We start from the raw sequence: 24769 nt of genomic DNA, 5'->3' as shown, positions 1-24769 counted from the left end.
TTATGAAAAAAGTATAAAGTCCTTGTGAAAAATGGAGAAAGCGGGAAAGAAAAAAGAGAGAAAAAAGAAAATTCAGGCATTGTCAAAAACAGATTTTGCCTGTATACTAAAAATAGTATGCCCTGCATGAAAACAGGAGGCAGGGATCATTGAGAAAGGATGAAAAGCGTTATGTATAAAATTCTGAAAATGGAAGGAAGAGCGAAGCGCGCCCATATGGAAACCGTGCACGGCAATATCGAAACGCCGGTATTCATGAATGTCGGAACTGCAGCAGCAATCAAGGGAGCTGTTTCCACCGAAGATCTCCAGCAGATCGGCACGCAGGTAGAACTTTCCAATACGTATCACCTCCATGTGCGCCCGGGAGATGAAGTCGTAAAGAAGATGGGCGGACTCCACAAATTCATGGTCTGGGACAAACCGATCCTGACCGATTCCGGCGGATTCCAGGTGTTTTCTCTGGCAGGCCTTCGGAAAATCAAGGAGGAGGGTGTCTATTTCCACTCGCATGTAGATGGAAGAAAGATCTTTATGGGACCGGAGGAGAGTATGCAGATCCAGTCCAACCTGGCTTCAACCATCGCGATGGCTTTCGACGAGTGCCCGTCGAGTGTGGCAGAGCGCCGTTATGTGCAGAACTCGGTCGACCGCACGGCGAGATGGCTGCAGCGATGCAAAAATAAGATGCAGGAGCTGAACCAGCGGGAAGACACGATCAACAAACATCAGCTTCTGTTCGGCATCAACCAGGGTGCGATCTATGAAGACATCCGCATCGACCATGCAAAACGGATTTCCGAGATGGATCTCGATGGCTATGCAGTCGGCGGTCTGGCAGTAGGAGAGAGCCACGAGGAGATGTACCATATTCTCGACGAAGTCGTTCCGTACCTGCCGAAAGACAAACCGACGTATCTGATGGGCGTTGGAACGCCGGCAAACATTCTGGAAGGCGTAGAGCGCGGCATCGATTTCTTCGACTGCGTATATCCGAGCCGGAACGGACGCCACGGCCACGTTTACACAAACCATGGAAAAATGAACCTGTTCAATCAGAAATACGAGCTGGATCCGCGTCCGATCGAGGAAGGCTGCCAGTGCCCGGCGTGCCGTCACTACAGCAGAGCCTACATCCGTCATCTGCTGAAAGCAAAAGAGATGCTCGGCATGCGGCTCTGTGTTCTGCACAACCTGTATTTCTACAACAATATGATGACAGAAATCCGGACCGCGCTGGACGAGGGCAATTTTGCTTCCTACAAACGGGCAAAACTCGCAGGATTTGAGGAATACGACAAAAAGTAATCGGGAAAGTATGAAATCTTTGGAAAATATCCGAAAAAGACTTGCCCATCGGTTCCGGATTGTGTATTATGATAGGTGTGTCTAAAGAACGGGATGTACTCTCGAATAACAGGAGGAAAGAAAATGTTTTTAGCAACAACAACAGCAGCAAACAGCGGTGTGATGAGCACTGGTATGTTAATTATGTGGCTGGTCATCATGTTCGGTATGATGTATTTCTTAATGATCCGCCCGCAGAAGAAAGAGCAGAAAAAACTGCAGGCAATGCTGAATGACCTCGCAGTCGGCGATGCAGTCATCACAACAAGCGGTTTCTACGGCGTAGTCATCGATATCACAGACGACGATGTCATCGTAGAGTTCGGAAACAACAAAAACTGCCGTATCCCGATGCGCAAAACAGCCATCACAGAGGTTGAAAAACCGGAGACAGCAGTCGTTGAAGAGAAAACAGAAAAGAAAAAATAATTTCACACGGCGAAAAGCCAGGAAAAACGCAGGTATTCAAAAAGAACGAATGCCTGCGTTTTTTTCGCCCCCGAAACTTCTTCGGCGGAACACGGCGAAAACGGGGAAAAATGCCGCGTATTTTTCTTTTAAATGGCAAAAAAGCAAAAAGATTATTGCGTTTCGTCCGATGCAAAGAAATTTCGTGTTGAAATTACCGGAAAAATGGCGTATAATTTAGAAATGCTATAGACGCAGAGAAAATAGAACGGTTTTTCAGCCGGAAGAAAAGAGGGAGAAAGATATGGAATACCGTATTGGATTAATTCACGGTGACGGAATCGGACCGGAAATTGTAAAGGAAGCAAAAAAAGTTCTGGACGCTGTCTGCGAGAAATATGGACATAAGTTTGAATATACCAACCTTCTGCTGGGCGGAGCCTCCATTGATGTGCACGGCGTGCCGCTGACAGATGAAACCATAGAAGAAGCAAAGAAATGCGACGCTGTCCTGATGGGCTCCATCGGAGGAGATGCAAAAACATCCCCATGGTACAAATTAAGCCCGGACAAGCGCCCGGAGGCAGGACTCTTAAAAATCCGGAAATCGTTAGGTCTGTTTGCAAACCTGCGTCCGGCTTACCTGTATCAGGAATTGAAAGATGCCTGCCCGTTAAAAGAAGAGATCATCGGCGAGGGCTTCGACATGCTGATTATGCGTGAGCTGACCGGCGGCCTGTACTTTGGAGAGCGCAGCACTGTAGAAGAAAACGGCATCCGGAAAGCAACCGATACGCTGACCTACAGCGAGACCGAAATCCGCCGCATTGCAATCCGTGCATTCGACATCGCCATGAAGAGAAAGAAAAAAGTAACGAGTGTAGATAAAGCAAACGTTCTCGATTCCTCCCGTCTGTGGAGATCCGTGGTAGAGGATGTTGCAAAAGATTACCCGGAAGTTACCTTAGAGCATATGCTGGTCGACAACTGTGCGATGCAGATCGTCCACAATCCGTGCCAGTTTGACGTCGTTCTGACCGAGAACATGTTCGGAGATATTCTTTCCGATGAGGCAAGTATGGTAGCAGGCTCGATCGGAATGCTTTCTTCCGCCAGCCTGAACGAGACAAAATTTGGTCTGTACGAGCCAAGCCACGGCTCTGCACCGGACATCGCAGGAAAGAACATCGCAAACCCGATTGCAACGGTTCTGTCCGCAGCCATGATGCTCCGCTATTCCCTGGATCTCGATCAGGAGGCAGAGGCAGTCGAAAATGCTGTACAGAAAATTTTAAAAGACGGATACCGCACCGTAGACATTATGTCTGAGGGATGTACCCAGGTATCTACATCCGAAATGGGAGATCTGCTGGTAAAAGCACTGGCATAAAACTGTAAGATAAGAAAAGAGGAAAAAATCATGAGAAGTGATGCTGTAAAAAAAGGAATCGCACAGGCGCCACAGCGTTCTCTGATGCGTGCGCTGGGTCTGACCGAAGAAGAAATGAAAAAACCGCTCGTAGGAATTGTAAGCTCCTACAATGAGATCGTACCGGGTCATATGAACCTGGATAAAATTACAGAAGCTGTAAAAATGGGCGTTGCCATGGCAGGCGGAACACCGATCGTGTTCCCGGCCATTGCAGTCTGTGACGGTATTGCCATGGGCCACATCGGAATGAAATATTCCCTCGTTACCCGTGACCTGATCGCCGATTCCACCGAGTGTATGGCAATGGCTCACCAGTTTGATGCACTGGTATGTATCCCGAACTGTGATAAGAACGTACCTGGCCTTCTGATGGCAGCAGCAAGAGTCAATGTTCCGACCGTATTTGTCAGCGGCGGTCCGATGCTTGCCGGCCATGTAAAAGGTGAGAAGAGAAGTCTTTCCAGCATGTTCGAGGCGGTTGGATCCTACGCTGCCGGAACTATGACAGAGGAAGATGTTTATGATTTTGAGTGCAATGCATGCCCGACCTGTGGTTCCTGCTCCGGTATGTACACTGCAAACAGCATGAACTGCCTGACCGAGGTTCTCGGCATGGGCTTAAAAGGAAACGGAACGATTCCGGCCGTATATTCCGAGCGTCTGCGCCTGGCCAAGAGAGCCGGTATGCAGGTTATGGAGCTGTTAAAACAGAATATCCGTCCAAGAGACATTATGACAAAAGAAGCATTCTTAAATGCTCTGACCGTCGATATGGCACTTGGATGTTCCACCAACAGTATGCTGCATCTGCCGGCCATCGCGCATGAGGCAGGCGTAGAGCTGAATCCGGAGATGGCAAATGCCATCAGTGAGAAGACCCCGAACCTCTGCCATCTGGCTCCGGCAGGATACCACTACATCGAGGAGCTGAACGAGGCCGGCGGTGTTTATGCCGTTATGAACGAGCTGAATAAACTGGGACTTCTGCACACCGAGTGCATGACCGCAACCGGAAAGACCGTTGGCGAGAATATCAAAGGCTGTGTCAACAAAAACCCGGAGATCATCCGTCCGGTAGAAAATCCATACAGCAAGACCGGCGGTATTGCTGTCCTGAAAGGAAACCTGGCACCGGATACCGCAGTCGTCAAACGTTCTGCCGTTGTACCGGAGATGCAGGTTCACGAAGGACCGGCCAGAGTCTTCGACTGTGAGGAGGATGCCATCGAGGCAATCCGCGGCGGCAAGATTGTGGCAGGCGACGTTGTTGTCATCCGTTATGAGGGACCAAAGGGAGGCCCTGGTATGCGTGAGATGCTGAATCCGACCTCTGCGATTGCAGGTATGGGACTTGGCTCTTCCGTAGCTCTGATTACAGACGGCCGTTTCTCCGGCGCATCCCGCGGTGCATCCATCGGCCATGTCAGCCCTGAGGCAGCAGAAGGCGGTCCGATCGCGCTCGTTGAGGAAGGCGACCTGATCCGCATCAATATTCCGGAGCACAAGCTGGAGCTTGCCGTATCGGATGAAGAGCTGGCACGCAGAAAAGCTGCATGGACTCCGAGAGAGCCGAAAGTAACCACAGGCTATCTGAAACGCTACGCAAAGATGGTTTCCAGCGCAAATAAGGGAGCCATTCTGGAGTTCTAATAGAAAAAAATCATATCAGCCGTCCGAACGTGCATTTTCATCGGATGGCTGATTTCATACACAAAGCCAAAAGATAAGGAAGGAATCATACAGACATGGAATTAACTGGATCACAGATTGTTATTGAGTGCCTGAAGGAGCAGGGCGTGGACACCGTGTTCGGCTATCCGGGGGGAACGATTTTGAATATCTATGATGAGCTTTACCGTCATCCGGAAATCCACCACATCCTGACCTCCCACGAGCAGGGTGCTGCCCATGCGGCAGACGGGTATGCGCGTGCGACCGGAAAAACAGGCGTATGTATGGCAACAAGCGGCCCTGGTGCGACAAATCTTGTCACTGGAATTGCAACTGCCTACATGGATTCCACCCCGATGGTAGCCATCACCTGCAACGTAGGAAAGGCACTGCTTGGAAAAGACAGCTTTCAGGAGATTGACATTGCAGGCGTTGCGATGCCGATCACAAAATACAGCGTGATCGTAAAAGATATCACGGTTCTCGCAGACACGCTGCGCCGTGCGTTTTCGATTGCAAAGAGCGGAAGACCGGGCCCGGTTCTGGTGGATATCACGAAAGATGTCACGGCGGCAACGTATGAATATGAGCCAAAGACACCGGAAGCAATCGCACCGTCTATCGAAAAAATCACAGAAGAAGGACTGGATCACGTTGTATCTCTGATTCGGGAGTCGAAAAAACCGTATATTTTCGTGGGCGGCGGCAGCATCATCTCAGGTGCGGCCGAGGAAGTGCGTGAACTGGCACACCATATACAGGCGCCGGTCTGCGATACCCTGATGGGAAAAGGCGCTTTCCCGGGAACCGATAAGCTGTACACCGGCATGCTCGGTATGCACGGAACAAAAACATCGAACTATGGCGTGACGAAGTGCGACCTGCTGATCGTGCTCGGTGCAAGATTTTCCGATCGTGTCACCGGAAACGCCGCAAAATTTGCAAACAATGCAAAAATCGTTCAGATCGATGTAGATGCGGCAGAAATCAACAAGAATGTTGTTGTCGAGTCGAGCATCATCGGAGACGTCAAAGAAGTCTTAAAACGCCTGAATGCGAAGCTGGAGCCGATGCATCATGACGAGTGGATTGCCGAAATCGAGGCAATGAAAGAAAAATTCCCGTTAAAGCATGAAGAAGGCCTTACCGGACCGTTCGTGATCGAGGAGATCTATAAGGCAACCGACGGCCAGGCTGTCATCACGACCGATGTCGGACAGCATCAGATGTGGGCGGCGCAGTATTATCGGTATACGAGCCCGAGAACCCTTTTAACCTCCGGCGGTCTTGGAACCATGGGATTCGGTCTTGGAGCTGCCATGGGCGCCAAAATGGGACGCCCGGACAAAACCGTTATCAACATCGCAGGCGACGGCTGCTTCCGCATGAATATGAACGAACTGGCAACCCTTTCGAGACACAACATTCCGGTGATCGAAGTCGTTGTCAACAACCATGTACTCGGTATGGTACGCCAGTGGCAGACACTGTTCTATGGAAAACGGTATTCCAACACTGTTCTGCAGGATCAGGCGGACTTTGTCAAGGTTGCTGAGGCGCTCGGCGTAAAGGGCATCCGTGTGACGAAGAAAGAGGAAATGGGACCAGCCATCCGTGAGGCGATTGCGAGCGGAAAACCGGCACTGATCGACGTATGGATCGACTGCGATGAAAAAGTATTCCCGATGGTTCCGGCCGGAGCACCGATCGAGGATGTCTTCGATGCAGAGGATCTGGCAAAAAAGGAACAAGAAAAGGATTGACATATTTCTAACAAAGAGGTATCATAGTTTCAACGTGGTAAAGTAATACCGTATTACCATATGAATTGCAGACTTGTAAGAAAAACTGCAATACAGGTACAAACGATTACAAGGAAAACCACCGGCATAGGAACGGTGGTTTTCCAGTAATATAAAGTAGCAAGAGAAACAGGAGGATGAAAAATGAGCAGAGTTTATAATTTTTCCGCAGGACCGGCAGTTCTGCCAGAGGAAGTGTTGAAAGAAGCCCAGGAGGAAATGCTGGATTACCGCGGATGCGGCATGTCCGTCATGGAGATGAGCCACCGTTCCAAAGTATTCCAGAATATTATCGATGAGGCAGAAGCAGACCTTCGCGATCTGATGGGAATCCCGTCAAATTACAAAGTCCTGTTTCTCCAGGGCGGTGCATCGCTGCAGTTTTCCATGATCCCGATGAACCTGATGAAAAACGGTGTCGCAGATTACATCGTAACAGGCCAGTGGGCAAAGAAAGCATACGCAGAAGCACAGAAATACGGAAAGGCAAACAAAATTGCCTCCTCTGAGGATAAAACATTTTCCTACATTCCGGACTGCAGCGATCTTCCGATCAGCCCGGATGCCGATTATGTTTATATCTGTGAAAACAACACCATTTACGGAACCAAATACAAAAAACTGCCGAATACCAAGGGTAAAACCCTGGTGGCAGACGTCTCCTCCTGTTTCCTCTCCGAACCTGTTAATGTCTCCGATTACGGCATCATCTACGGCGGTGTCCAGAAAAACATCGGACCTGCCGGAATGGTCATCTCCATTGTCCGTGACGATCTGATTACCGACGATGTCCTGCCGGGAACACCGACCATGATGAAATTCAAAACGCATGCAGACGCCGGCTCTCTGTATAACACGCCGAACTGCTACTGCATCTACATGTGCGGCAAAGTGTTCAAGTGGCTGAAGAAAATGGGCGGACTGGAAGTCATGAAACAGCGCAACGAAGAAAAAGCAAAACTGCTGTATGATTTCCTGGATCAGAGCAAGCTCTTCAAAGGAACCGTTGTACCGGAAGACCGTTCTCTGATGAACGTTCCGTTTATCACCGGAAATGCAGATCTGGATGCCAAATTCATCAAAGAGTCCAAAGAAGCCGGACTTGAGAACCTGAAAGGTCACCGTACCGTCGGCGGTATGCGTGCAAGTATCTACAATGCAATGCCGAAAGAAGGCGTAGAAGCACTCGTAGCCTTCATGAAAAAGTTCGAGGGGGAAAATCTCTAATGTTTCAGTATCATTGCTTAAATCCGATTGCAGGCGTAGGCCTTGCAAATTTTAATGAAAACTATCAGCAGAGTGAAAGCCTGGAGGGAGCCGATGCGGTTCTCGTCAGAAGTGCAGCCATGCACGGTATGGAGCTGCCGAAAAGTATTCTTGCCGTAGCAAGAGCAGGAGCCGGTGTCAACAACATTCCGCTTGCCGACTGCGCAGAGCAGGGTATCGTTGTATTCAACACACCGGGAGCCAATGCAAATGGCGTCAAAGAGCTGGTGCTTGCCGGCATGCTGCTTGCATCCCGCGATATCGCAGGCGGTATTGAGTGGGTGAAGAGCGACAAAGAAGACGGCGACATTGCAAAGACAGCAGAAAAACAGAAAAAGAAATTTGCCGGCTGTGAGATCAGCGGAAAGAAGCTCGGTATCATCGGACTTGGCGCGATCGGTCAGCTTGTAGCAAATGCAGCGACGCACCTTGGCATGGAAGTATACGGATATGATCCATACATCTCCGTCGATGCAGCATGGAACCTGTCCCGCGACATCCATCACATCCAGAATGTGGAAGATATCTACCGCACCTGCGATTATATCACCATCCATGTGCCGCTTTTGGACAGCACGAAAGGTATGATCAACAAAGCAGCAATCGATGAGATGAAAGACGGCGTCGTTCTTCTGAACTATGCAAGAGACCTTCTCGTTGACGAGGATGCTGTTCTCGCGGCTTTAAAGGCCGGAAAAATGAAGAAATATGTGACCGACTTTGCAAATCCGAAGGTAGTCGGTGCAGAGGGAACGATCGTTACCCCGCACCTTGGAGCCTCCACCAAAGAATCCGAGGACAATTGTGCTGTGATGGCAGTCAAGGAAATCCGTGATTTCCTTGAGAACGGAAACATCAAAAACTCCGTCAACTTCCCGAATTGCAGCATGGGTGTATGCACAGGCGCAGGCCGTGTGACGATCTGCCACAAGAATATCCCTGGTATGCTGGGAGCATTCACCACCGTTATGGGTAATGCAGGTGTCAACATCAGCGATATGACAAACAAAGGTAAAGGCGATTACGCTTACACGATGATGGATCTGGAAAGCGAAGCAACCGAGGAGATGGTAAAGGCCCTCGAAGCAGTTGATGGTGTATTAAAGGTTCGTATCATTCAATAAAGAGAATCAAAGAAAATCCAAAAGTGACAGGAAAAGGCGGTGCCCGAAAACAGGGGCACCGCCTTTTCCTGTCAAGAACGGCAGAAGTTACTGCTGTTTGACTTCCTTTGAGTAAAGAACGGCACAAAAAAGAGAACTGCCCTGGGACAGTTCTCTTTGCCTGTAATGTATGGTTACGAAAAGATTTTCAGATTCGTTTCCAGACGGCTCCGCCGCGTACATCGGCAACTTCAATGCCCTGTGCTTTCAGATCGTCACGGATCTTATCTGCGTCCGCAAAGTTTTTGGCTTTCTTTGCTTCATATCGTTTTAAAATGAGCGCATCAATCTCCGGATCTCCCTCGCCGGTAATCTGATAACCGGATGCAGTGGAAGCGGAAGTTGTCTTTGCGGCCTCTTTTCTCTTTGCTTCTGCATGGGAGAGAAGGGCAAGACCGAGCACCTGATCGAAATTGTCGAGAAGTGCCAGTTTCGTTGCGTCGTTCATGTCTGCCTTTAAGACATCATACAGCGTTGTGATGGCAAGCGAAGTATTGAGGTCAGCGTCGAGTGCTTTCTGGAATTTTTCTTTTAAAGCAGTCATAGAAGCTTCATCGACGGATCCGTTCTCCGGGTTTAAAGCGGCGATACGGGCGATCAGCTTGTCGTAGGCGATTTTTGCGTTGTCCAGGTTCTCCCAGGTAAACACAAGCGCCTTGCGGTAATGGGACTGCAGGCAGAAGAAACGGTAGATAAGCGGATCGTAGCCTTTTTCTTCCAGAAGAGAAACCGTCAGGAACTCACCTTTTGATTTCGACATTTTTCCGGTCGAGGTATTCAGGTGATGTACATGGAACCACTGCGGGCACCATGCATGGCCAAGGTAGCTTTCGGACTGCGCAATCTCGTTGGTGTGGTGCGGGAAGGCATTGTCCACGCCGCCGCAGTGCAGGTCGAGGTATTCTCCGTTGTATTTCATGGAGATACCGGAGCACTCAATGTGCCATCCCGGATAACCGACGCCCCATGGAGAGTCCCATTTGAGCGCTTGGTTCTCGAATTTTGATTTGGTAAACCAGAGAACGAAATCGTTTTTGTTGCGTTTGTTGGTATCTTCCTCTACGCCCTCGCGGACACCAACGGCAAGATCATCCTCATCGTGGTCGTTGAATACATAGTAGTGGTCAAGACGGCTGGTGTCAAAGTAAACATTTCCGCCGGCAAAGTAAGCGTAGCCGGTGTCCATCAGTTTTTCAATGATTTTAATATATTCGTCAATGCATCCGGTCGCCGGCTGTACGACATCCGGGCGCTTGATATTCAGCTTTTTGCAATCCGCAAAGAATGCATCGGTGTAATACTGTGCGATTTCCATGACTGTTTTATGCTCGCGCTTGGCACCTTTGACCATCTTGTCCTCACCGGTGTCCGCATCGGAGCTTAAATGGCCGACGTCGGTAATGTTCATGACACGGTTGACGTTGTAGCCTTCATAGCGGAGTGCCTTTTCAAGAACGTCCTCCATAATATAACTGCGCAGGTTTCCGATGTGCGCAAAATGATAAACGGTAGGTCCGCAGGTGTACATTTCTACACGGCCCGGTGTGTGTGTCTGGAATTCAGCTTTTTTATGGGTTGCAGAATTATAAAGATACATAAAAGAAGTCTCCTTTTTTCTTTTCGTGCGGATACGGATGCAGAAGTGATGATACACAGGAAAGCAAAAAAGCGTCTGCTGTATCCGACAAGGATATCAGAGACGCCGCGTGCGGTGCCTGTTTTCCGTGTACTGCACTGGTTCCTTATTAAAATTAATATTAGCAGGATTTTTTTTTGCTGTCAATAGTCCGGAGACTGTCGAAGACAAAAAGTAAAACGCATTTGATAAGAAGAAACACATTTTTCAGAAATAAAAAGGCAGTGCTGCAGAACGCAAATGGAAAGAAACAATTATTTGTGTAATCTTTTTTTATTCTAAAACCGAAGAATACAGGAAAATAGAAAAACAGCATCAGAACAATACCCAAAAAGAGGAAAATAGAGGATTTTGATGACTTTAAATGCAGTTTATACACTTTTCTCCTGCATCGGATATTGACAAACAGAGAGAGTTCTGGTTATAATGAACCCAGTTGTTTTTGGACAAACGGACAAATGTACGGGCATGAGGGATGAAGAAAACAAATCTTGTTGGACGCATCTCCTTTTTGTACTATTCGTTTTGATGTGGTAAAGTGCCAAAATGAAAAACGGTGGAATGGCGAAGCCGTTCCGGTAAATGTCCGGATGATGCAAAAACAACGCGAATCCATGAAAGGAGTTAGGAAGAAATTATGAAAAGAAAAATTGTAAGCGCATTACTTGTTATGAGTATGACTGCAAGCCTGGTTGCCTGTGGAAATTCCGGCAGCGGAAGTTCTGATCCGGCGGATGAGAGTGTAAGCGTAAGCAGCAGCGCATCTTCCGAAAGCAATGCAAGCGCATCTGCAAGCAGTGAGAGCGAAGCCGAGGCAGAGGAGTCCGAAATGCCGGAAGGATACGACGAGACCAGCACAGAGCTCTATAACGAGGCACTGGGCGATTTCAACGATGCACTTGCTACTGCAAAGGAAGCAGAAACGGTGGATGAGAGATATGCCCTGATGGCAGTTGCCGAGGGAAAACTGATGGAGTCCGCCATGATGTACCCGCTCACCTCAAGAGGTGGTACGTACGCGATGTACAGAATGGCTCCGCGCACCAAGGACTATACCCTTTGGGGAAGCGATAAAGACCGTTATCATCAGTATGTTGTAACAACTGACTTTATCAAGGCAGAAGATTACAACGAGATGAGAGCAAAATGGGATGAGCTTAAAGGAACAGGAACCTATGAGAGCTGGGTAAAAGAATATCTGGCAGGAAAAGGTTACACCTTAAAAGACAGCTTCTCCATGCCGTATGCGAGCGATCCGGTAACATGGGACGGACTTGCAACTTCCCGTGCGGCAGATACCGATGCGATCATCAATACCTATGACGGACTGATGGAGTACGATGTAGAGGGAACTCTGCAGCCGGCACTGGCAGAATCCTATGAAGTATCTGATGACGGACTGACCTATACCTTCCACCTTCGTAAAGATGTAAAATGGACCGATTCCCAGGGACGTGAAGTGGATACTGTAAAAGCAGATGACTTCGTGGCCGGAATGCAGCATATGTGTGATGCACAGGGCGGTCTGGAATACCTGGTACAGGGCGTGATCAAAAACGTATCCCAGTACATCAGCCGTGAAGTTACCGATTTCGACGAGGTTGGTGTAAAAGCTGTTGATGACTATACCGTAGAGTACACACTGGAAGAGCCATGCAGCTACTTCATGACCATGCTTGGCTACACCATCTTCATGCCGATGAGCAGAAGCTACTATCAGTCCCAGGGCGGTAAATTTGGTGCTGAGTACGATTCCTCCGCAGCAGATTATCAGTACGGAAAAGATTCCAACTCGATCGCATACTGCGGACCGTACCTGGTAACCAACGCTACAGCGAAAAATACCATCGTATTTAAACTGAGCGATTCTTACTGGAACAAAGACAACGTAAACATTAAAACCCTGACCTGGCTGTTCAATGACCAGTCTGATGTTACCAAAATGTACACAGATGCAAAAGCAGGTACCGTTGACTATGTAAACCTGAACACCTCCACTATGGAGACAGCAAAATCCGAAGGTCTGTACGACCAGTACGCAGTAGTTTCAGATACCGATGCTACTTCTTTCATGGCATTCTACAATATCAACCGTACTGCGACTGCAAATGCCAACGACGGAACAACAGCAAAGAGTACAAAGTCTGACGAAGAAATCCAGAGAACGAACAAAGCACTGCAGAACGTTCACTTCAGAAGAGCGATCAGCTTTGCAGCAGATCGTGGCGCTTACAATGCACAGCAGGTTGGCGAGGATCTGAAGTATACTTCCCTTAGAAATACCTTTACCCCGGGATATTTCGTAAGCCTGTCAAAAGACACTACCATTCAGATCAACGGAACCGACACAACCTTCCCGGCAGGCACCTACTATGGTGAAATCGTACAGAAACAGATCGACGCCGACGGCGTGAAGATCAAAGTATGGGATGCCGAAAACAAGACCAGCGATGGTTTTGATGGATGGTACAATCCGGAAAACGCAGTAGAAGAACTGAATACCGCAATCGAGGAGCTCGCAGAAGACGGTATCACCATCGATGAGAGCAACCCGATCCAGATTGAGTATCCATATCCGTCTGCAGTAGAAGTTTACACCAACAAAGCAAACTCCTACAAGAAATCAGTAGAGGCTGCCCTTGGCGGAAAAGTTGTGATCAATCTGGTTGATGCCGTAGACCTGGATGGATGGTACTATGCAGGATACTATGTAAACTATGGTTATGAACAAAACTACGACGTATATGATGTCTCCGGATGGGGTCCGGACTTTGGTGATCCGTGCTCTTATCTGGATACCATGCTTCCGGACTACGAAGGATACATGACCAAATGTTTCGGTATCTTCTAATTTTGGAAAAGGTAAAATTGGAAAGACCAGAACAGTTGAAAGCCAATGAATAAACCGGCAGGGGGATGGGGACAAAAAAAGCCATTCCCCTGTCATATTGTGTTAAGGAATGAGAGAATATGACAAAATATCTTTTTAAGCGTTTGTTGCATGGCCTTGTTTCCGTAGTAATCGTCGTTGGATGCGTTATGACTATGATCTATTCTCTGATGGACCGAAATCTGATTTTCGCACAGGATACCACCTATTCCCATCAGAGCAATAACCAGAAAAAGGTGTACAAATATCAGAAGTGGGAGACATACGGATATCTTGATTATGTAACCTATGCAGATTATTTGAACGCTCTCAAAGCAAAAGGCGAAATTGACGAGGATACGAGATCCAAAGCAGTAGCATTCGGAAGAACGAAAGACCAGGATTCAGAACTGGTATCTGAATATGTAAAGGAATTTACAGCTTATTATAAAGCAAAAGGTTACACCGTAAGAAGATACGATGCGATCATGATGGGTAAGAAAAAATATGCCAACGGCGGACAGCAGCAGCTGTTTGCATACAGGGATATTCCGCTTGCAACACGTCTCGGAAAATATTTTTCCGGTTTGATTGACATCGACAGCATTCACGATGCTGCAAAGGTAGAAGGTAAGAGGGGGATTACATTTACCTTACACGATCCGGTATATGGGGGAAAGAAATTTTCACCGGCCATCATGGGAAATGGCACAACACACAAGTACCTGATGTACTTTGACTCAAAATTCCCATATTTCCATCAGAATATAATCACCATAAATTTAGGAAAGTCCTATTCCGTAAATGAGGGTGTGGATGTAGCACTGACCATGACCCGCGCGCAGGGATCCTACGTAAAATCGGAGATTACCTACCCAAGCGGTCTGGTGGAATACAGTGCAGACGATCTGCACAGCGCAACGTATATGAGCGAATCTCAGGATGCAAGCGCTGTTCATTCCGATCGGTTCACAGATGACTATACCAACGTGGATACAGTTAAGAGTGGTAAATCAAAAATCGGCTATTCCTTTGTGATCGGTATCATTGCCGTAATTCTTTCCTATCTCATCGCAGTGCCGCTTGGCATTCTGATGGCGAGAAAGAAAGACAAACTGGTTGACCAGCTTGGAACCATCTATATTGTATTCATTATAGCAGTACCTTCACTGGCCTATATCTTCCTGTTTAAGGCAATCGGAGGAAAAATGGGTCTGCCAACCACCTTTGACATGGATTCGAAGAGCAAGCTGATGTATATTCTGCCGATCGTTTCTCTGGCACTGCCGCAGGTGGCAAACCTGATGAAATGGCTGCGTCGATACATGATCGACCAGATGAACTCCGATTACGTAAAATTCGCAAGATCCGGTGGACTGACAGAGGGAGAAATCTTTACGAAACACATTTTGAAGAACGCAGCGATTCCGATCGTGCAGGGTGTTCCGGCGAGCGTACTGTTCGCACTGACCGGAGCCATCATCACCGAGCGTGTGTACGTAGTACCTGGTGCCGGTAATCTGCTGACCGAAGCAATCAGCAAATATGATAATGGTGTTATCGTAGGTGTTACACTGTTCTACGCAGTGCTCTCCGTGATTTCCATCATCCTGGGCGACGTTTTGATGTCCATGGTGGATCCGCGAATCTCATTCTCAACGAAAGACAGGTAGGGACTTATGAATTATGATTTAGATAAATTCGGTCTGTCTGAGGAAGAACTGTTTTCTCCTGTAGATAACAGCTCTCTGGAGTCTGAGAAAATTACGGCTCCGAGATATTCCTACTGGCATTCCGTGTTCCGCGTATTTTTTAAGAAAAAAATCAATATTGCCGTACTTTGCCTCCTGGGTGTGATTCTGCTGATGACGTATGTGTATCCGCTCTTTGTGGAGTACGACCGTTTCGCCAATCTGATGAACGGCGCGACAAAACATCTGTCTCCAAGCAAAGCATTGCAGCAGCTTGGATTCAATATTCACTGGATTTTAGGATCCGGTGCTTCCGGACAGTCGACCTTTGATGCTGTCTGGTTTGGTTCCAGAATTTCAGTTTCCCTGGCGTTTATCTGTGCGCTCATCAACCTTTCGATTGGTGTGATTGTCGGATCTGTCTGGGGATTTTCGAAGAAGGTTGATGTCTTCATGATGGAGGTTTACAACATCATCGGAAATATTCCGTATGTACTTCTGATCTCCGTCCTGGTGCTTATCTTTTCTCCGAGCTTCTGGACCATGGTATTTGCACTGACCGTTACCGGATGGCTTGCCATCGCGTACTTTATCCGTACGCAGGTCGTTATCATCCGTGACAGAGAGTATAATCTGGCATCAAAATGTCTTGGAACTTCGATTTTCCGCATTGCGATGAAGAATATTCTCCCGTTTATGACATCTGTCATTGTTACTCTGGCGGCAACTGAGATTCCGTCCTACATCTCTTACGAGGTGTTCCTGGCTTACATCGGTATGGGACTTTCTGACATGTCTCTGGGAAGACTGATCTATGAGGCTGAGGGTGCCATGCTGACACCGGGATGGGGATTCGAATTCTGGAGTCCGGTTGTTGTCGCTTCAATTATCACCGTAGTATTATATGTAGTTGGACAGAACCTTGGAGATGCGTCCGACCCGAGAACACATATGTAGGAAGGAAAGCCGCATGGAAGATAAAAAAGTATTATTATCGATTAAGGACTTACAGGTAAAATTCCGTGTCCGCGGCCGTATCCTGACGGCAATCCGGGGCGTAACGCTGGATATTTACGAGAATGAGTCCATTGCTATCGTAGGAGAATCCGGTGCCGGTAAATCCGTATTCACAAAAGCGTTTGCAGGAATGCTGGACAGCAACGGCTTCATCGATCAGGGAGATATCATTTTTAACGATGCCGAGCTGAGCGATACCGTTGTGCCGCTGAATTCTTATGCGAAAAAGACCATCGCATCCACCTGGGAAAAGCTGAATGAGTATTCCAAGCTGGAATATGGTGCAGAAGTATTCCTGAAAATGAAGGCGCTGGAGCAGGAAAAAGAAGAAAAAATGACGCTGAGCGAGGAAGAGCGTGAGAAAGCAGATGCTGAAATCAAGGAACTTGTAATAAAGAGAACCGAACTTTTCAACTATAAGCAGACACTCGATACTTCCAAAGAAAAAGCGAAAGTCAAAGAGACATCCGCGGAGATTTCCAGACTGGATGGAGAGATTAAGGCTCTGCAGAAAGCAAAAGAGGAAAAAATCAAGGCTCACAAACAGGCTGCCATGAACGATACGGCATACAATCAGGCGTATGAGGCAAAAATGGCAGAGTACAAAAAAGAGTACGCCGGCCTGACAGCAAAAGAAATTACGGACGAGACGAGAAAGAGAAACGAGATTCTTGCCAAAGAGATCTATCTTTCTGTCGGACGTTATAAACTGCGTAAAAAGGTTCGCATGATCAAAAAGCTGCACGAGGCATTCAAAGCTGCAATGGAGCGCGGTGTGGATCTGAACGATGAGCAGAAGCGAAACGGCGTTTTTGACCAGGCTACTTTCCGTGTGCGCTATCTGGATGAGACACCGGAGCAGCTTCATGGAACCTGTATCATTAACCTGGCAAAAATCCAGGACCCGAATGACTGGGGCCAGATCCGCGGCAAGAAAATTGCAACCGTATTCCAGGATCCGATGACTTCCCTGAACCCGATTATCACAATCGGAAAACAGATCACTTCTGTTATCATGAAGCATCAGAATGTTAGCGAGGTGGAAGCAAGGGCACAGGCGCTTGAGCTGATGGAAAAGGTTGGTATTCCGAACGCAGAGCAGCGTTTCGATGATTATCCGTTCCAGTATTCCGGCGGTATGAGACAGCGTATCGTTATTGCGATTGCACTTTCCTGCCGTCCGAAGATCCTCATCTGCGATGAGCCGACAACTGCGCTGGATGTTACGATTCAGGCGCAGATCCTGAAGCTGATCAAGGACCTTCAGAAAGAGTATAACTATACCATCGTGTTTATTACCCACGACCTTGGTGTCGTAGCGAATATCGCTGACCGTGTTGCCGTTCTGTACGCAGGACAGATCATCGAGTTTGCGAATGTAGAAGAGCTGTTCTACGACCCGCGCCATCCGTACACCTGGGCACTGCTTTCTTCCCTGCCGCAGCTTGCGGAGCGGAATACAAAGCTGTTCTCGATTACCGGTACCCCGCCGTCTTTGTACAACAAAATTATCGGAGACCCGTTCGCGCCGCGTAACCAGTACTGTCTGAAAATCGACACACTGGAAGAGCCGCCGATGTTCAAAGTAACGGATACCCACTATGCCAAGACCTGGCTGCTGGATCCGAGAGCGCCGAAGACGGAGAAGCCGGAAGCTATTCAGAATATTCACGAAAAACTGTTAAAAGCATATAACTTATAGGAGAGTTTGAAAGTGTCTACAAAGCAGGAAAGCAAGACCACTGTTTCGCATCTGCCGGAGCATGGTCCGATTGACGAAAATGGAAGAGAAATCTTACTGCAGGTAAAAAATGTAGATATCACTTTCGGCAAGGGCGATGACGCAGTCAAAGCGGTAAAAAATGCTTCTTTTGACATCTACAAGGGAGAGACCTTCTCCCTCGTAGGCGAGTCCGGTTCCGGAAAGACAACGATCGGCCGTGCGGTCATTCGTGTCAACCCGTGTTCCGCAGGAGAGATCCTGTATAAGGGCGTTAAAATTTCCGGTAAGATTCCGCATTCCCTGGACCGGGAGGTTATCCGAAACATTCAGATGGTATTCCAAGATCCGGCCGCATCGTTAAATGAGCGTGCGACCGTCGATTATATCGTATCCGAGGGTCTTTACAACTTCCATCTGTACGAGAACGAGGCAGACCGTGTAAAGAAGGTAGAAAATATGATCAACGAGGTTGGTCTTCTGCCGGAGCACCTGACCCGTTACCCACATGAGTTCTCCGGCGGACAGCGCCAGCGTATCGGTCTGGCCCGTGCCATGGTTATGGAGCCGGAGCTGGTTGTAGCCGATGAGCCGATCTCCGCACTGGACGTATCGATTCGTGCCCAGGTCCTCAATCTGCTGAAGAAATTCCAGAGAGAAAAACAGGTTACTTATCTGTTTATCGCCCATGACCTTTCCATCGTACGGTTCATTTCCGACCGTATCGGTGTTATCTACAAAGGAAATATCGTAGAGGTTGCGGACGCAGAGGAGCTGTTCAACTTCCCGCTGCATCCATACACCCATTCCCTGATCTCTGCGATCCCGATTCCGGATCCGCAGCTTGAGAAGAACAAAGTGCTGTACACCTACGATCCGTCCATTCACGATTATTCCGTGGACAAACCGGAGTTCGTGGATATCGGACACAACCACTTTGTATACGGAAACAAGAAAGAGATCGAAGAGTACAAGGCACTCCGTGAAAAGGGAGAGCCGCTGCAGCCGATCACCATCAAAAAGCCTGGCGAGAAAGTAAAAGAGGAGAACCACGAGGTTCATCTTTCCAAGGCAGAAGATGAGTTCCTGAAAACTCCGGTTCACGATACCGGAAGCATCTGGTACAAAGTGCTGTCGTTCTTCTTCCCGATCATCGGTATTATCGCAGCAATGGTATACAAAAAGAAACAGTACTATCACAACTATAAAGCATGTAAGCAGGGCGCGCTGTACGGATTCGCCGTACTGGCCGTGATTCTCCTGATCTTTATCATTGCATTGATATTGGTTGTCCTATAGCAGACTGTGAAAAGCAAAGCAGTGTCAGAATCGAAAGTCTTTTGATTCCGGCGCTGCTTTTTTTGTGCCGTTTTACTTGACGGGAGACATATTTTCTGGGACAATAAAACACAGTGCGAATGAAGGGGAGAACTTAAAGTAAGAGGAGTAAAAGAATGGGAAGAACAGTAAAAGATCCAAACAGACGGCAGCCGAAGCCGGTGCAGAAAGTTCAGCTCTCTGAAAAGAATGTCGGACGGCGCATCGTGCTTGTGGTACTGTTTCTGGCGATCGGATCCGGTTTTCTGGTGTATGGTTTTATGAATTTTCTGCGCGGCGATTCCGGCTGGCGCGAAATCAGCGTGAAGGCGGGCTCGGAGCTGAACTGCAGCGAGGATTTCACACTGAAATATAATGTCGGTGCAGGCGGCGTATCGGCGGGTGGGGAGGCAAAGGCACTCTCGCTGATTTATACCGATGCGGCGGTGAAGGGCTACCGGCTTTTCAATATCGACGAGAGTTTCGATGATGTGACAAACCTGTACGATATCAACCAGCATCCAAACGAAGTGATGACGGTAGATCCGGTTTTGTACGATGCCCTGAAAAAAGTATCCGATGCCAACTGCCGGGAAATCTATCTGGGACCGCTGTACGCGTCACTGGAAAATCTCTGCATGAGCAATGATGATGCGGCCGCAGCACAGTTCGATCCGGAGAAGGATGATGATGCGGCAGAGGAAGCGGCAGCCGTCGCAGCCTTTGCGCAGAACCCGGATGACATTTCCATGGAATTCCCGGGAGAAAACCAGGTCTGCCTGCATGTGTCGGATGCGTATCAGGCATATGCCGCAGAGATGGGCTACACGGCGTATCTCGACTTTTTCTGGATGAAAAATGCTTTTTTGATTGACTATCTGGCGGACATGATCCGCGGCAAGGGCTATCAGCTCGGCATTATTTCCAGCAAGGACGGATTTGTGCGCTGTCTCGATGAAACAGGGGAAAAAGAGTACCAGTACCCGCTGTACCATCTTTCCGGGAATGAAATTCAGTCACATGGAACGATGACGTACGAGGGACCGAAAAGTATCGTATTTTTCCACGCTTACCAGGCGGGCAGTCCCGATACGTACCGCTATTACCAGTATCAGGACGGAACGATGCGCACGCCGTATCTTAGCGCGTCAGACGGAAAAGATCACACGGCAGCATCAGAACTGATCGTCTATTCCGGTGAATATGGCTGTGCTGATACGCTGCTTGCAGCATTTTTCGATTATCAGGCCGAATCGCTTTCCGGGGAGCTCTTGAAAACACTGGCTTCACAGAAAATTTACAGTGTCTGGTTTGAGAACAATGAGATTCAGACCACAGACGGAAAGTTTTCCGTGACAGCGGTGAATAAATAAAAAAACAGAATAAAAAAACAAACCAGATTTGCATTGTACAATCGCGGTTAGGATGGTAAAATAAAAACAGAATTTGAAAAATCATTTCCACAATCTGCAAGCCCCACTTCGCGATCTGTTTTGACCTTATCCGGTTGCTGCAGACCGTTTGGGCTGAAAATGGGACTCGCAGCTCACGAAAAGCTTTTTTCAAACACGCTCTGGCATGAATGAGTGCTTTTTTATGCGATTTTGTATGGGGGAAGCAGCAGCGAGAGCACGTAAAATAAATAAGGAGGGGTTACAATTTTGAAAATGGAAGAAAAATTATACGATTATATGGATTGGGCAGAGATTGAAGCTGTGGTCTATTCTGAGGAGAATCATCCAAGAGACATCTTGGGACCGCGTGTAACGGAGGATGGTATTTTGATTCAGGCGTTTTTCCCGGGCGCAACCCGTGCAGCCGTACATACGATCCGCGACGGAAAACAGACCGAGATGGTTTGCGAGGATGAGGCGGGATTTTTCGCTGTGCTGCTTCCAGGAAAGAAAATTCCATCCTATACGCTGATCTACTGGGACGGCGACGGAAACCAGATGGAGCATTACGATCCGTACGCCTATCCGATGCAGTTCACCGAGCAGGAACAGAAACAGTTTGAAAACGGCATCTGTTATTCCATCTATGAGAAGCTGGGTGCACACCCGGTAAAGATCGATGGTATCAGCGGTGTTTACTTCGCTGTCTGGGCACCGAATGCGATCCGTGTCAGTGTTGTCGGAAATTTCAATAACTGGGACGGAAGAGCATATCAGATGAATCTTCTGGAGTCCGGAATCTACGAGCTCTTTATCCCCGGTGTTCGCGCGGGCGACATCTATAAATATGAAATTAAGGCAAAGGGCGGTCTGACGTATCTGAAATCGGATCCATACGCGAATGCAGCACAGCTGCGTCCGAACAATGCGAGTGTTGTGGTTGATCTTGGAAAATATGCCTGGCAGGATGAGAACTGGATGAAGAAGCGTGGTGTCACACAGGGCGACAAAGCGCCGATTTCTGTTTATGAAGTGCATCTTGGCTCCTGGAAAAAACCGGACGATGGCCGTGAATTTTATAACTACCGTGAGATCGCTCCGATGCTGGCTTCTTATGTGAAAGAGCTCGGCTACACCCATGTTGAGCTGATGCCGGTGATGGAGCATCCGCTCGATGAATCCTGGGGTTATCAGGTAACGGGCTATTACGCACCGACAGCACGATACGGAACGCCGGATGATTTCCGCTATTTTATGGATACGATGCATCAGAATGACATTGGTGTTATTCTCGACTGGGTACCGGCACACTTCCCGCGCGATACCTTCGGACTTTCTGCATTTGACGGAACGTGTCTGTATGAGCATTTCGATCCGAGACAGGGATCCCACCCACACTGGGGCACACTGATTTACAATTACGGCAGACCGGAAGTAAAGAACTTCCTGATCGCCAATGCTCTTTTCTGGGCAAAAGAGTACCATGCCGACGGAATCCGTATGGATGCGGTTGCCTCGATGCTGTATCTTGATTATGGCAAGCAGGATGGGGAGTGGGTCGCAAATATCTATGGCGGAAATGAGAACCTCGAAGCGATCGAATTTTTAAAACATCTGAACTCCATCTTCAAAAAAGAGTTCCCGGATGCGCTTCTTATCGCGGAAGAATCGACCGCATGGCCGAAGGTGACGGGAGAACTCGATGACGAGGGCCTTGGCTTCGACTACAAGTGGAACATGGGCTGGATGAATGATTTTACGGAATATATGAAAAACGATCCGGTATACCGCGGGGCACATCACGATCAGCTGACTTTTTCTATGGTATATGCATACTCGGAGAAATTCATGCTGAGTCTGTCGCACGATGAAGTGGTTCATCTGAAGGGATCCATGTATACCAAAATGCCGGGTACACCGGAGCAGAAAATGGCAAATCTTCGTCTGGCGTACGCTTATCAGATGGTGCATCCCGGAAAGAAGCTTCTGTTTATGGGACAGGAATTCGGACAGGAAAAAGAGTGGAATGAGAAACAGTCCCTGTCCTGGGAGCTTCTTGAGGACAAGGAACATCTGCAGTTAAAGAACTATATGGCGGCACTTCATGCATTCTACAAAGCAAATCCGGCACTGTATCAGCTTGACGAAAAGCCGGAGGGCTTTGAGTGGATCAATGGCATGGAGTGGGAAAAGAATCTTCTGATCTTCCTTCGCAGAACAAGGAAGAAAGAAGATACGCTGCTTGTCGTATGCAACTTCTCGAATGTCGAGTACGATGATTTCCGCATTGGTGTGCCGTATCCCGGAAAGTACAAAGAGATGTTCAACAGCGATGCGGAAAGCTATGGCGGAACAGGCGTCGGAAATCCACGCGTGAAAATGTCGAAAAAAACAGAGTGCGACGAGCGGAAAAACTCGATTACCGTAAAACTCGCACCGCTTTCTGTTCAGGTATTTTCTTATACGAAGCCGGAGACGGGCGCTGCAAGCAATAAGAGCGCAAAGGCAAAAACTGCAGCGAAAGCGGCAGCAGAGAAGAAAACCGGAAAGAAGGGAAAACCGGCTGGAAAAACGGAAGAAGCAGTAAAAGCAGTAAAAGCAAAGAAAACAACAAAGACTGCCCAAAAAGCAGAGAAAAAGGTATCGGAAAAAACGGTGAAAAGAGCAGAGAAAAAGCAGGGAACTACGACTGCGACAGAGAAGGTGGAGAAAGCCGTAAAGCAGGCGATCGACAGCAAACCGGTGAAAACGGTAGAGCAGACGGTGGACAAGCTGGTGAAAGCCGGAAAATCCGCAGCGGCAGAGGCAGCAAAAGCCGTGGAAAAATACCGCGCAGCCGCCGATCCGGAAAAGAAGCCGGCTACAAAGCCGGAAACAAAGCCGGAAACCAAGTCGGAAGCAAAATCAGAGGCAAAACCAGAGACAAAAACGAAAAAAAGCACAGGCATGAGTGAACTTGGCGAGGAGCTGCAGAGAAAATTCGCGACAGAGGAGAGATAACACATGGTGAATCTGACAGCGGCGGAACGCGTCTATGAATACTGGATCGACAAGGCCTCTTCGGCTGCCGATCTGGTGCTGAAGATCGTGTTTGCGGTAATCCTTTTTCTGGTTGCACGCAAACTGATCCTGTGGCTCTGTGGTCTGATCCGGAAAAACATGCGGCGTTTTCACACGGAGGAGGCGGTGGTCAGTTTCACCGTTTCCATGGTGAAATACAGTCTGAACACGCTGCTGGTGCTGACCATTATCGTTCAGCTCGGTATCGTATCCGAAGCGTCGATCGCAGCAGCCATCGCCTCCGCCGGCGTTGCCGTATCCCTGGCACTGCAGGGCGGCCTCTCAAACTTTGCAGGCGGCGTGATGATTCTGCTGCTGAAACCATTTAAGGTCGGTGACTACATCATTTTTCCGGGCGAAGGTCAGGAGGGAACGGTCAAAAAGATTGAGATGTATTACACGACAATCAACAGCATCGACAACCGTACCATCATGATCCCGAACGCTAATCTGACGAACCACACCATCATCAACGTGACGGCGATGGACCGGAGAAAGCTGGAGATCAAAGTCGGCATTTCTTATGAGTCCGATATCAAAAAAGCGAAGGACATCCTGCGCCGCCTCGTTGAGGAGGAGCCGCATTTTCAGTCGGAGGAACAGCAGTTTTTCGTAGATGAGCTGGGCGAGAGCGCGATTACGGTCGGTCTCCGCGCCTGGGTCGCAACGGAAAATTACTGGCCGGTCAAATGGAAAATGAATGAGCGCATCAAAGAAGAGTTTGACGCGGCGGGAATTTCCATCCCGTATAACCAGCTCGATGTCCACATCTGCCCGGAACCGGCGAACAAAAAAGCCGGAAAAGGCGATAAATAAAGGATATTTTGAAAATTAACCCTTGCAATTGCACGGAAAAGGTGCTATAGTAAAGCTGTTAATAAGTGACTGTTAAGGAGTGGACGATTTCGTCCACTCTTTCTTGTGTACAGGGAAATGAAAGAATTTTTCGAAAGTTTCCCTGAATCAAAAAGGTGGT

General features: G+C 48.3%; 17 protein-coding genes and 1 pseudogene. 16 read left to right on the top strand and 2 right to left on the bottom strand.

Annotated features, from left to right (window positions below):
* The first annotated feature begins 171 nt into the window (after positions 1-171).
* The 8 genes from tgt (at position 172) to DWX26_RS00195 (ending at position 9050) form a co-directional block, all read left to right on the top strand.
* The gene (gene tgt / locus DWX26_RS00230; protein ID WP_117804425.1) at positions 172-1308 is read left to right on the top strand and encodes a tRNA guanosine(34) transglycosylase Tgt; all 1137 of its coding nucleotides are present in this window, start codon (positions 172-174) and stop codon (positions 1306-1308) included.
* 123 nt (positions 1309-1431) lie between these two features.
* On the top strand, positions 1432-1776 hold the full coding sequence (yajC, locus tag DWX26_RS00225; RefSeq protein WP_117509198.1) for a preprotein translocase subunit YajC: 345 nt from the start codon (positions 1432-1434) through the stop codon (positions 1774-1776).
* Complete coding sequence (locus tag DWX26_RS16820) at positions 1748-1996, top strand: hypothetical protein (protein ID WP_117509197.1); 249 nt, start codon at positions 1748-1750, stop codon at positions 1994-1996. Before yajC ends, DWX26_RS16820 begins: the two co-directional genes overlap by 29 nt.
* A gap of 63 nt (positions 1997-2059) precedes the next feature.
* Positions 2060-3145: a 3-isopropylmalate dehydrogenase gene (gene leuB, locus DWX26_RS00215; RefSeq protein WP_117801683.1), complete on the top strand. Its 1086-nt coding sequence runs from the start codon at positions 2060-2062 to the stop codon at positions 3143-3145.
* 30 nt (positions 3146-3175) lie between these two features.
* Positions 3176-4837, top strand: coding sequence for a dihydroxy-acid dehydratase (ilvD, locus tag DWX26_RS00210; protein ID WP_117801682.1), 1662 nt, complete (start codon positions 3176-3178; stop codon positions 4835-4837).
* A gap of 95 nt (positions 4838-4932) precedes the next feature.
* Positions 4933-6621 carry a biosynthetic-type acetolactate synthase large subunit gene (gene ilvB / locus DWX26_RS00205; protein ID WP_118600476.1) on the top strand — a complete coding sequence of 563 codons (1689 nt, stop codon included), beginning with the start codon at positions 4933-4935 and terminating at the stop codon, positions 6619-6621.
* A 183-nt stretch (positions 6622-6804) separates the two neighbouring features.
* Positions 6805-7887 carry a 3-phosphoserine/phosphohydroxythreonine transaminase gene (gene serC, locus DWX26_RS00200; RefSeq protein WP_118600474.1) on the top strand — a complete coding sequence of 361 codons (1083 nt, stop codon included), beginning with the start codon at positions 6805-6807 and terminating at the stop codon, positions 7885-7887.
* Entirely contained in the window at positions 7887-9050 is a 1164-nt protein-coding gene (locus DWX26_RS00195; protein WP_118600472.1) for a phosphoglycerate dehydrogenase, read from the top strand. Before serC ends, DWX26_RS00195 begins: the two co-directional genes overlap by 1 nt.
* A 187-nt stretch (positions 9051-9237) precedes the next feature.
* On the opposite strand, the gene cysS is transcribed toward DWX26_RS00195, so the two are convergent.
* A complete protein-coding gene (cysS, locus tag DWX26_RS00190; RefSeq protein ID WP_118600470.1) occupies positions 9238-10686 on the bottom strand; it encodes a cysteine--tRNA ligase in 1449 nt (482 codons plus the stop codon).
* Between the two features lie 676 nt (positions 10687-11362).
* On the opposite strand from cysS, the gene DWX26_RS00180 reads away from it, so the two are divergent.
* The 6 genes from DWX26_RS00180 (at position 11363) to DWX26_RS00155 (ending at position 20712) form a co-directional block, all read left to right on the top strand.
* On the top strand, positions 11363-13576 hold the full coding sequence (locus DWX26_RS00180) for an ABC transporter substrate-binding protein (RefSeq protein ID WP_118600466.1): 2214 nt from the start codon (positions 11363-11365) through the stop codon (positions 13574-13576).
* A 119-nt stretch (positions 13577-13695) separates the two neighbouring features.
* Positions 13696-15267 carry an ABC transporter permease gene (locus DWX26_RS00175; protein WP_022461047.1) on the top strand — a complete coding sequence of 524 codons (1572 nt, stop codon included), beginning with the start codon at positions 13696-13698 and terminating at the stop codon, positions 15265-15267.
* A 6-nt stretch (positions 15268-15273) separates the two neighbouring features.
* A complete protein-coding gene (locus DWX26_RS00170) occupies positions 15274-16242 on the top strand; it encodes an ABC transporter permease (RefSeq protein ID WP_022461048.1) in 969 nt (322 codons plus the stop codon).
* 13 nt (positions 16243-16255) lie between these two features.
* A complete protein-coding gene (gene oppD, locus DWX26_RS17440; protein WP_118600464.1) occupies positions 16256-18004 on the top strand; it encodes an oligopeptide ABC transporter ATP-binding protein OppD in 1749 nt (582 codons plus the stop codon).
* A gap of 12 nt (positions 18005-18016) precedes the next feature.
* Positions 18017-19321 carry an ATP-binding cassette domain-containing protein gene (locus tag DWX26_RS00160; RefSeq protein ID WP_279220546.1) on the top strand — a complete coding sequence of 435 codons (1305 nt, stop codon included), beginning with the start codon at positions 18017-18019 and terminating at the stop codon, positions 19319-19321.
* A 155-nt stretch (positions 19322-19476) separates the two neighbouring features.
* Positions 19477-20712 (top strand): hypothetical protein, encoded by a 1236-nt coding sequence (locus tag DWX26_RS00155; RefSeq protein WP_118600462.1) that lies wholly within the window; start codon positions 19477-19479, stop codon positions 20710-20712.
* 85 nt (positions 20713-20797) lie between these two features.
* On the opposite strand, the pseudogene DWX26_RS17810 reads toward DWX26_RS00155, so the two are convergent.
* Positions 20798-20905 (bottom strand): annotated as a pseudogene (locus tag DWX26_RS17810) (DUF6783 domain-containing protein); the annotation flags it as partial.
* A gap of 101 nt (positions 20906-21006) precedes the next feature.
* On the opposite strand from DWX26_RS17810, the gene glgB reads away from it, so the two are divergent.
* Both glgB and DWX26_RS00145 read left to right on the top strand, forming a co-directional pair.
* Complete coding sequence (gene glgB / locus DWX26_RS00150; RefSeq protein WP_118600460.1) at positions 21007-23733, top strand: 1,4-alpha-glucan branching protein GlgB; 2727 nt, start codon at positions 21007-21009, stop codon at positions 23731-23733.
* Positions 23734-23736: 3 nt separating this feature from the next.
* Entirely contained in the window at positions 23737-24609 is an 873-nt protein-coding gene (locus DWX26_RS00145; protein WP_055265441.1) for a mechanosensitive ion channel family protein, read from the top strand.
* The last annotated feature ends 160 nt before the right edge of the window (positions 24610-24769 follow it).

This window comes from Blautia sp. AF19-1, from assembly GCF_003479155.1.
Lineage (GTDB): Bacteria > Bacillota > Clostridia > Lachnospirales > Lachnospiraceae > Fusicatenibacter > Fusicatenibacter saccharivorans.
This window is presented reverse-complemented; position numbering and strand designations above follow the sequence as displayed.

Coding starts and splice junctions, on each gene's coding strand:
- tgt (WP_117804425.1), top strand. CDS start 172: ATGTATAAAATTCTGAAAATGGAAGGAAGAGCGAAGCGCGCCCATATG.
- yajC (WP_117509198.1), top strand. CDS start 1,432: ATGTTTTTAGCAACAACAACAGCAGCAAACAGCGGTGTGATGAGCACT.
- leuB (WP_117801683.1), top strand. CDS start 2,060: ATGGAATACCGTATTGGATTAATTCACGGTGACGGAATCGGACCGGAA.
- ilvD (WP_117801682.1), top strand. CDS start 3,176: ATGAGAAGTGATGCTGTAAAAAAAGGAATCGCACAGGCGCCACAGCGT.
- ilvB (WP_118600476.1), top strand. CDS start 4,933: ATGGAATTAACTGGATCACAGATTGTTATTGAGTGCCTGAAGGAGCAG.
- serC (WP_118600474.1), top strand. CDS start 6,805: ATGAGCAGAGTTTATAATTTTTCCGCAGGACCGGCAGTTCTGCCAGAG.
- DWX26_RS00195 (WP_118600472.1), top strand. CDS start 7,887: ATGTTTCAGTATCATTGCTTAAATCCGATTGCAGGCGTAGGCCTTGCA.
- cysS (WP_118600470.1), bottom strand. CDS start 10,686: ATGTATCTTTATAATTCTGCAACCCATAAAAAAGCTGAATTCCAGACA.
- DWX26_RS00180 (WP_118600466.1), top strand. CDS start 11,363: ATGAAAAGAAAAATTGTAAGCGCATTACTTGTTATGAGTATGACTGCA.
- DWX26_RS00175 (WP_022461047.1), top strand. CDS start 13,696: ATGACAAAATATCTTTTTAAGCGTTTGTTGCATGGCCTTGTTTCCGTA.
- DWX26_RS00170 (WP_022461048.1), top strand. CDS start 15,274: ATGAATTATGATTTAGATAAATTCGGTCTGTCTGAGGAAGAACTGTTT.
- oppD (WP_118600464.1), top strand. CDS start 16,256: ATGGAAGATAAAAAAGTATTATTATCGATTAAGGACTTACAGGTAAAA.
- DWX26_RS00155 (WP_118600462.1), top strand. CDS start 19,477: ATGGGAAGAACAGTAAAAGATCCAAACAGACGGCAGCCGAAGCCGGTG.
- glgB (WP_118600460.1), top strand. CDS start 21,007: ATGGAAGAAAAATTATACGATTATATGGATTGGGCAGAGATTGAAGCT.
- DWX26_RS00145 (WP_055265441.1), top strand. CDS start 23,737: ATGGTGAATCTGACAGCGGCGGAACGCGTCTATGAATACTGGATCGAC.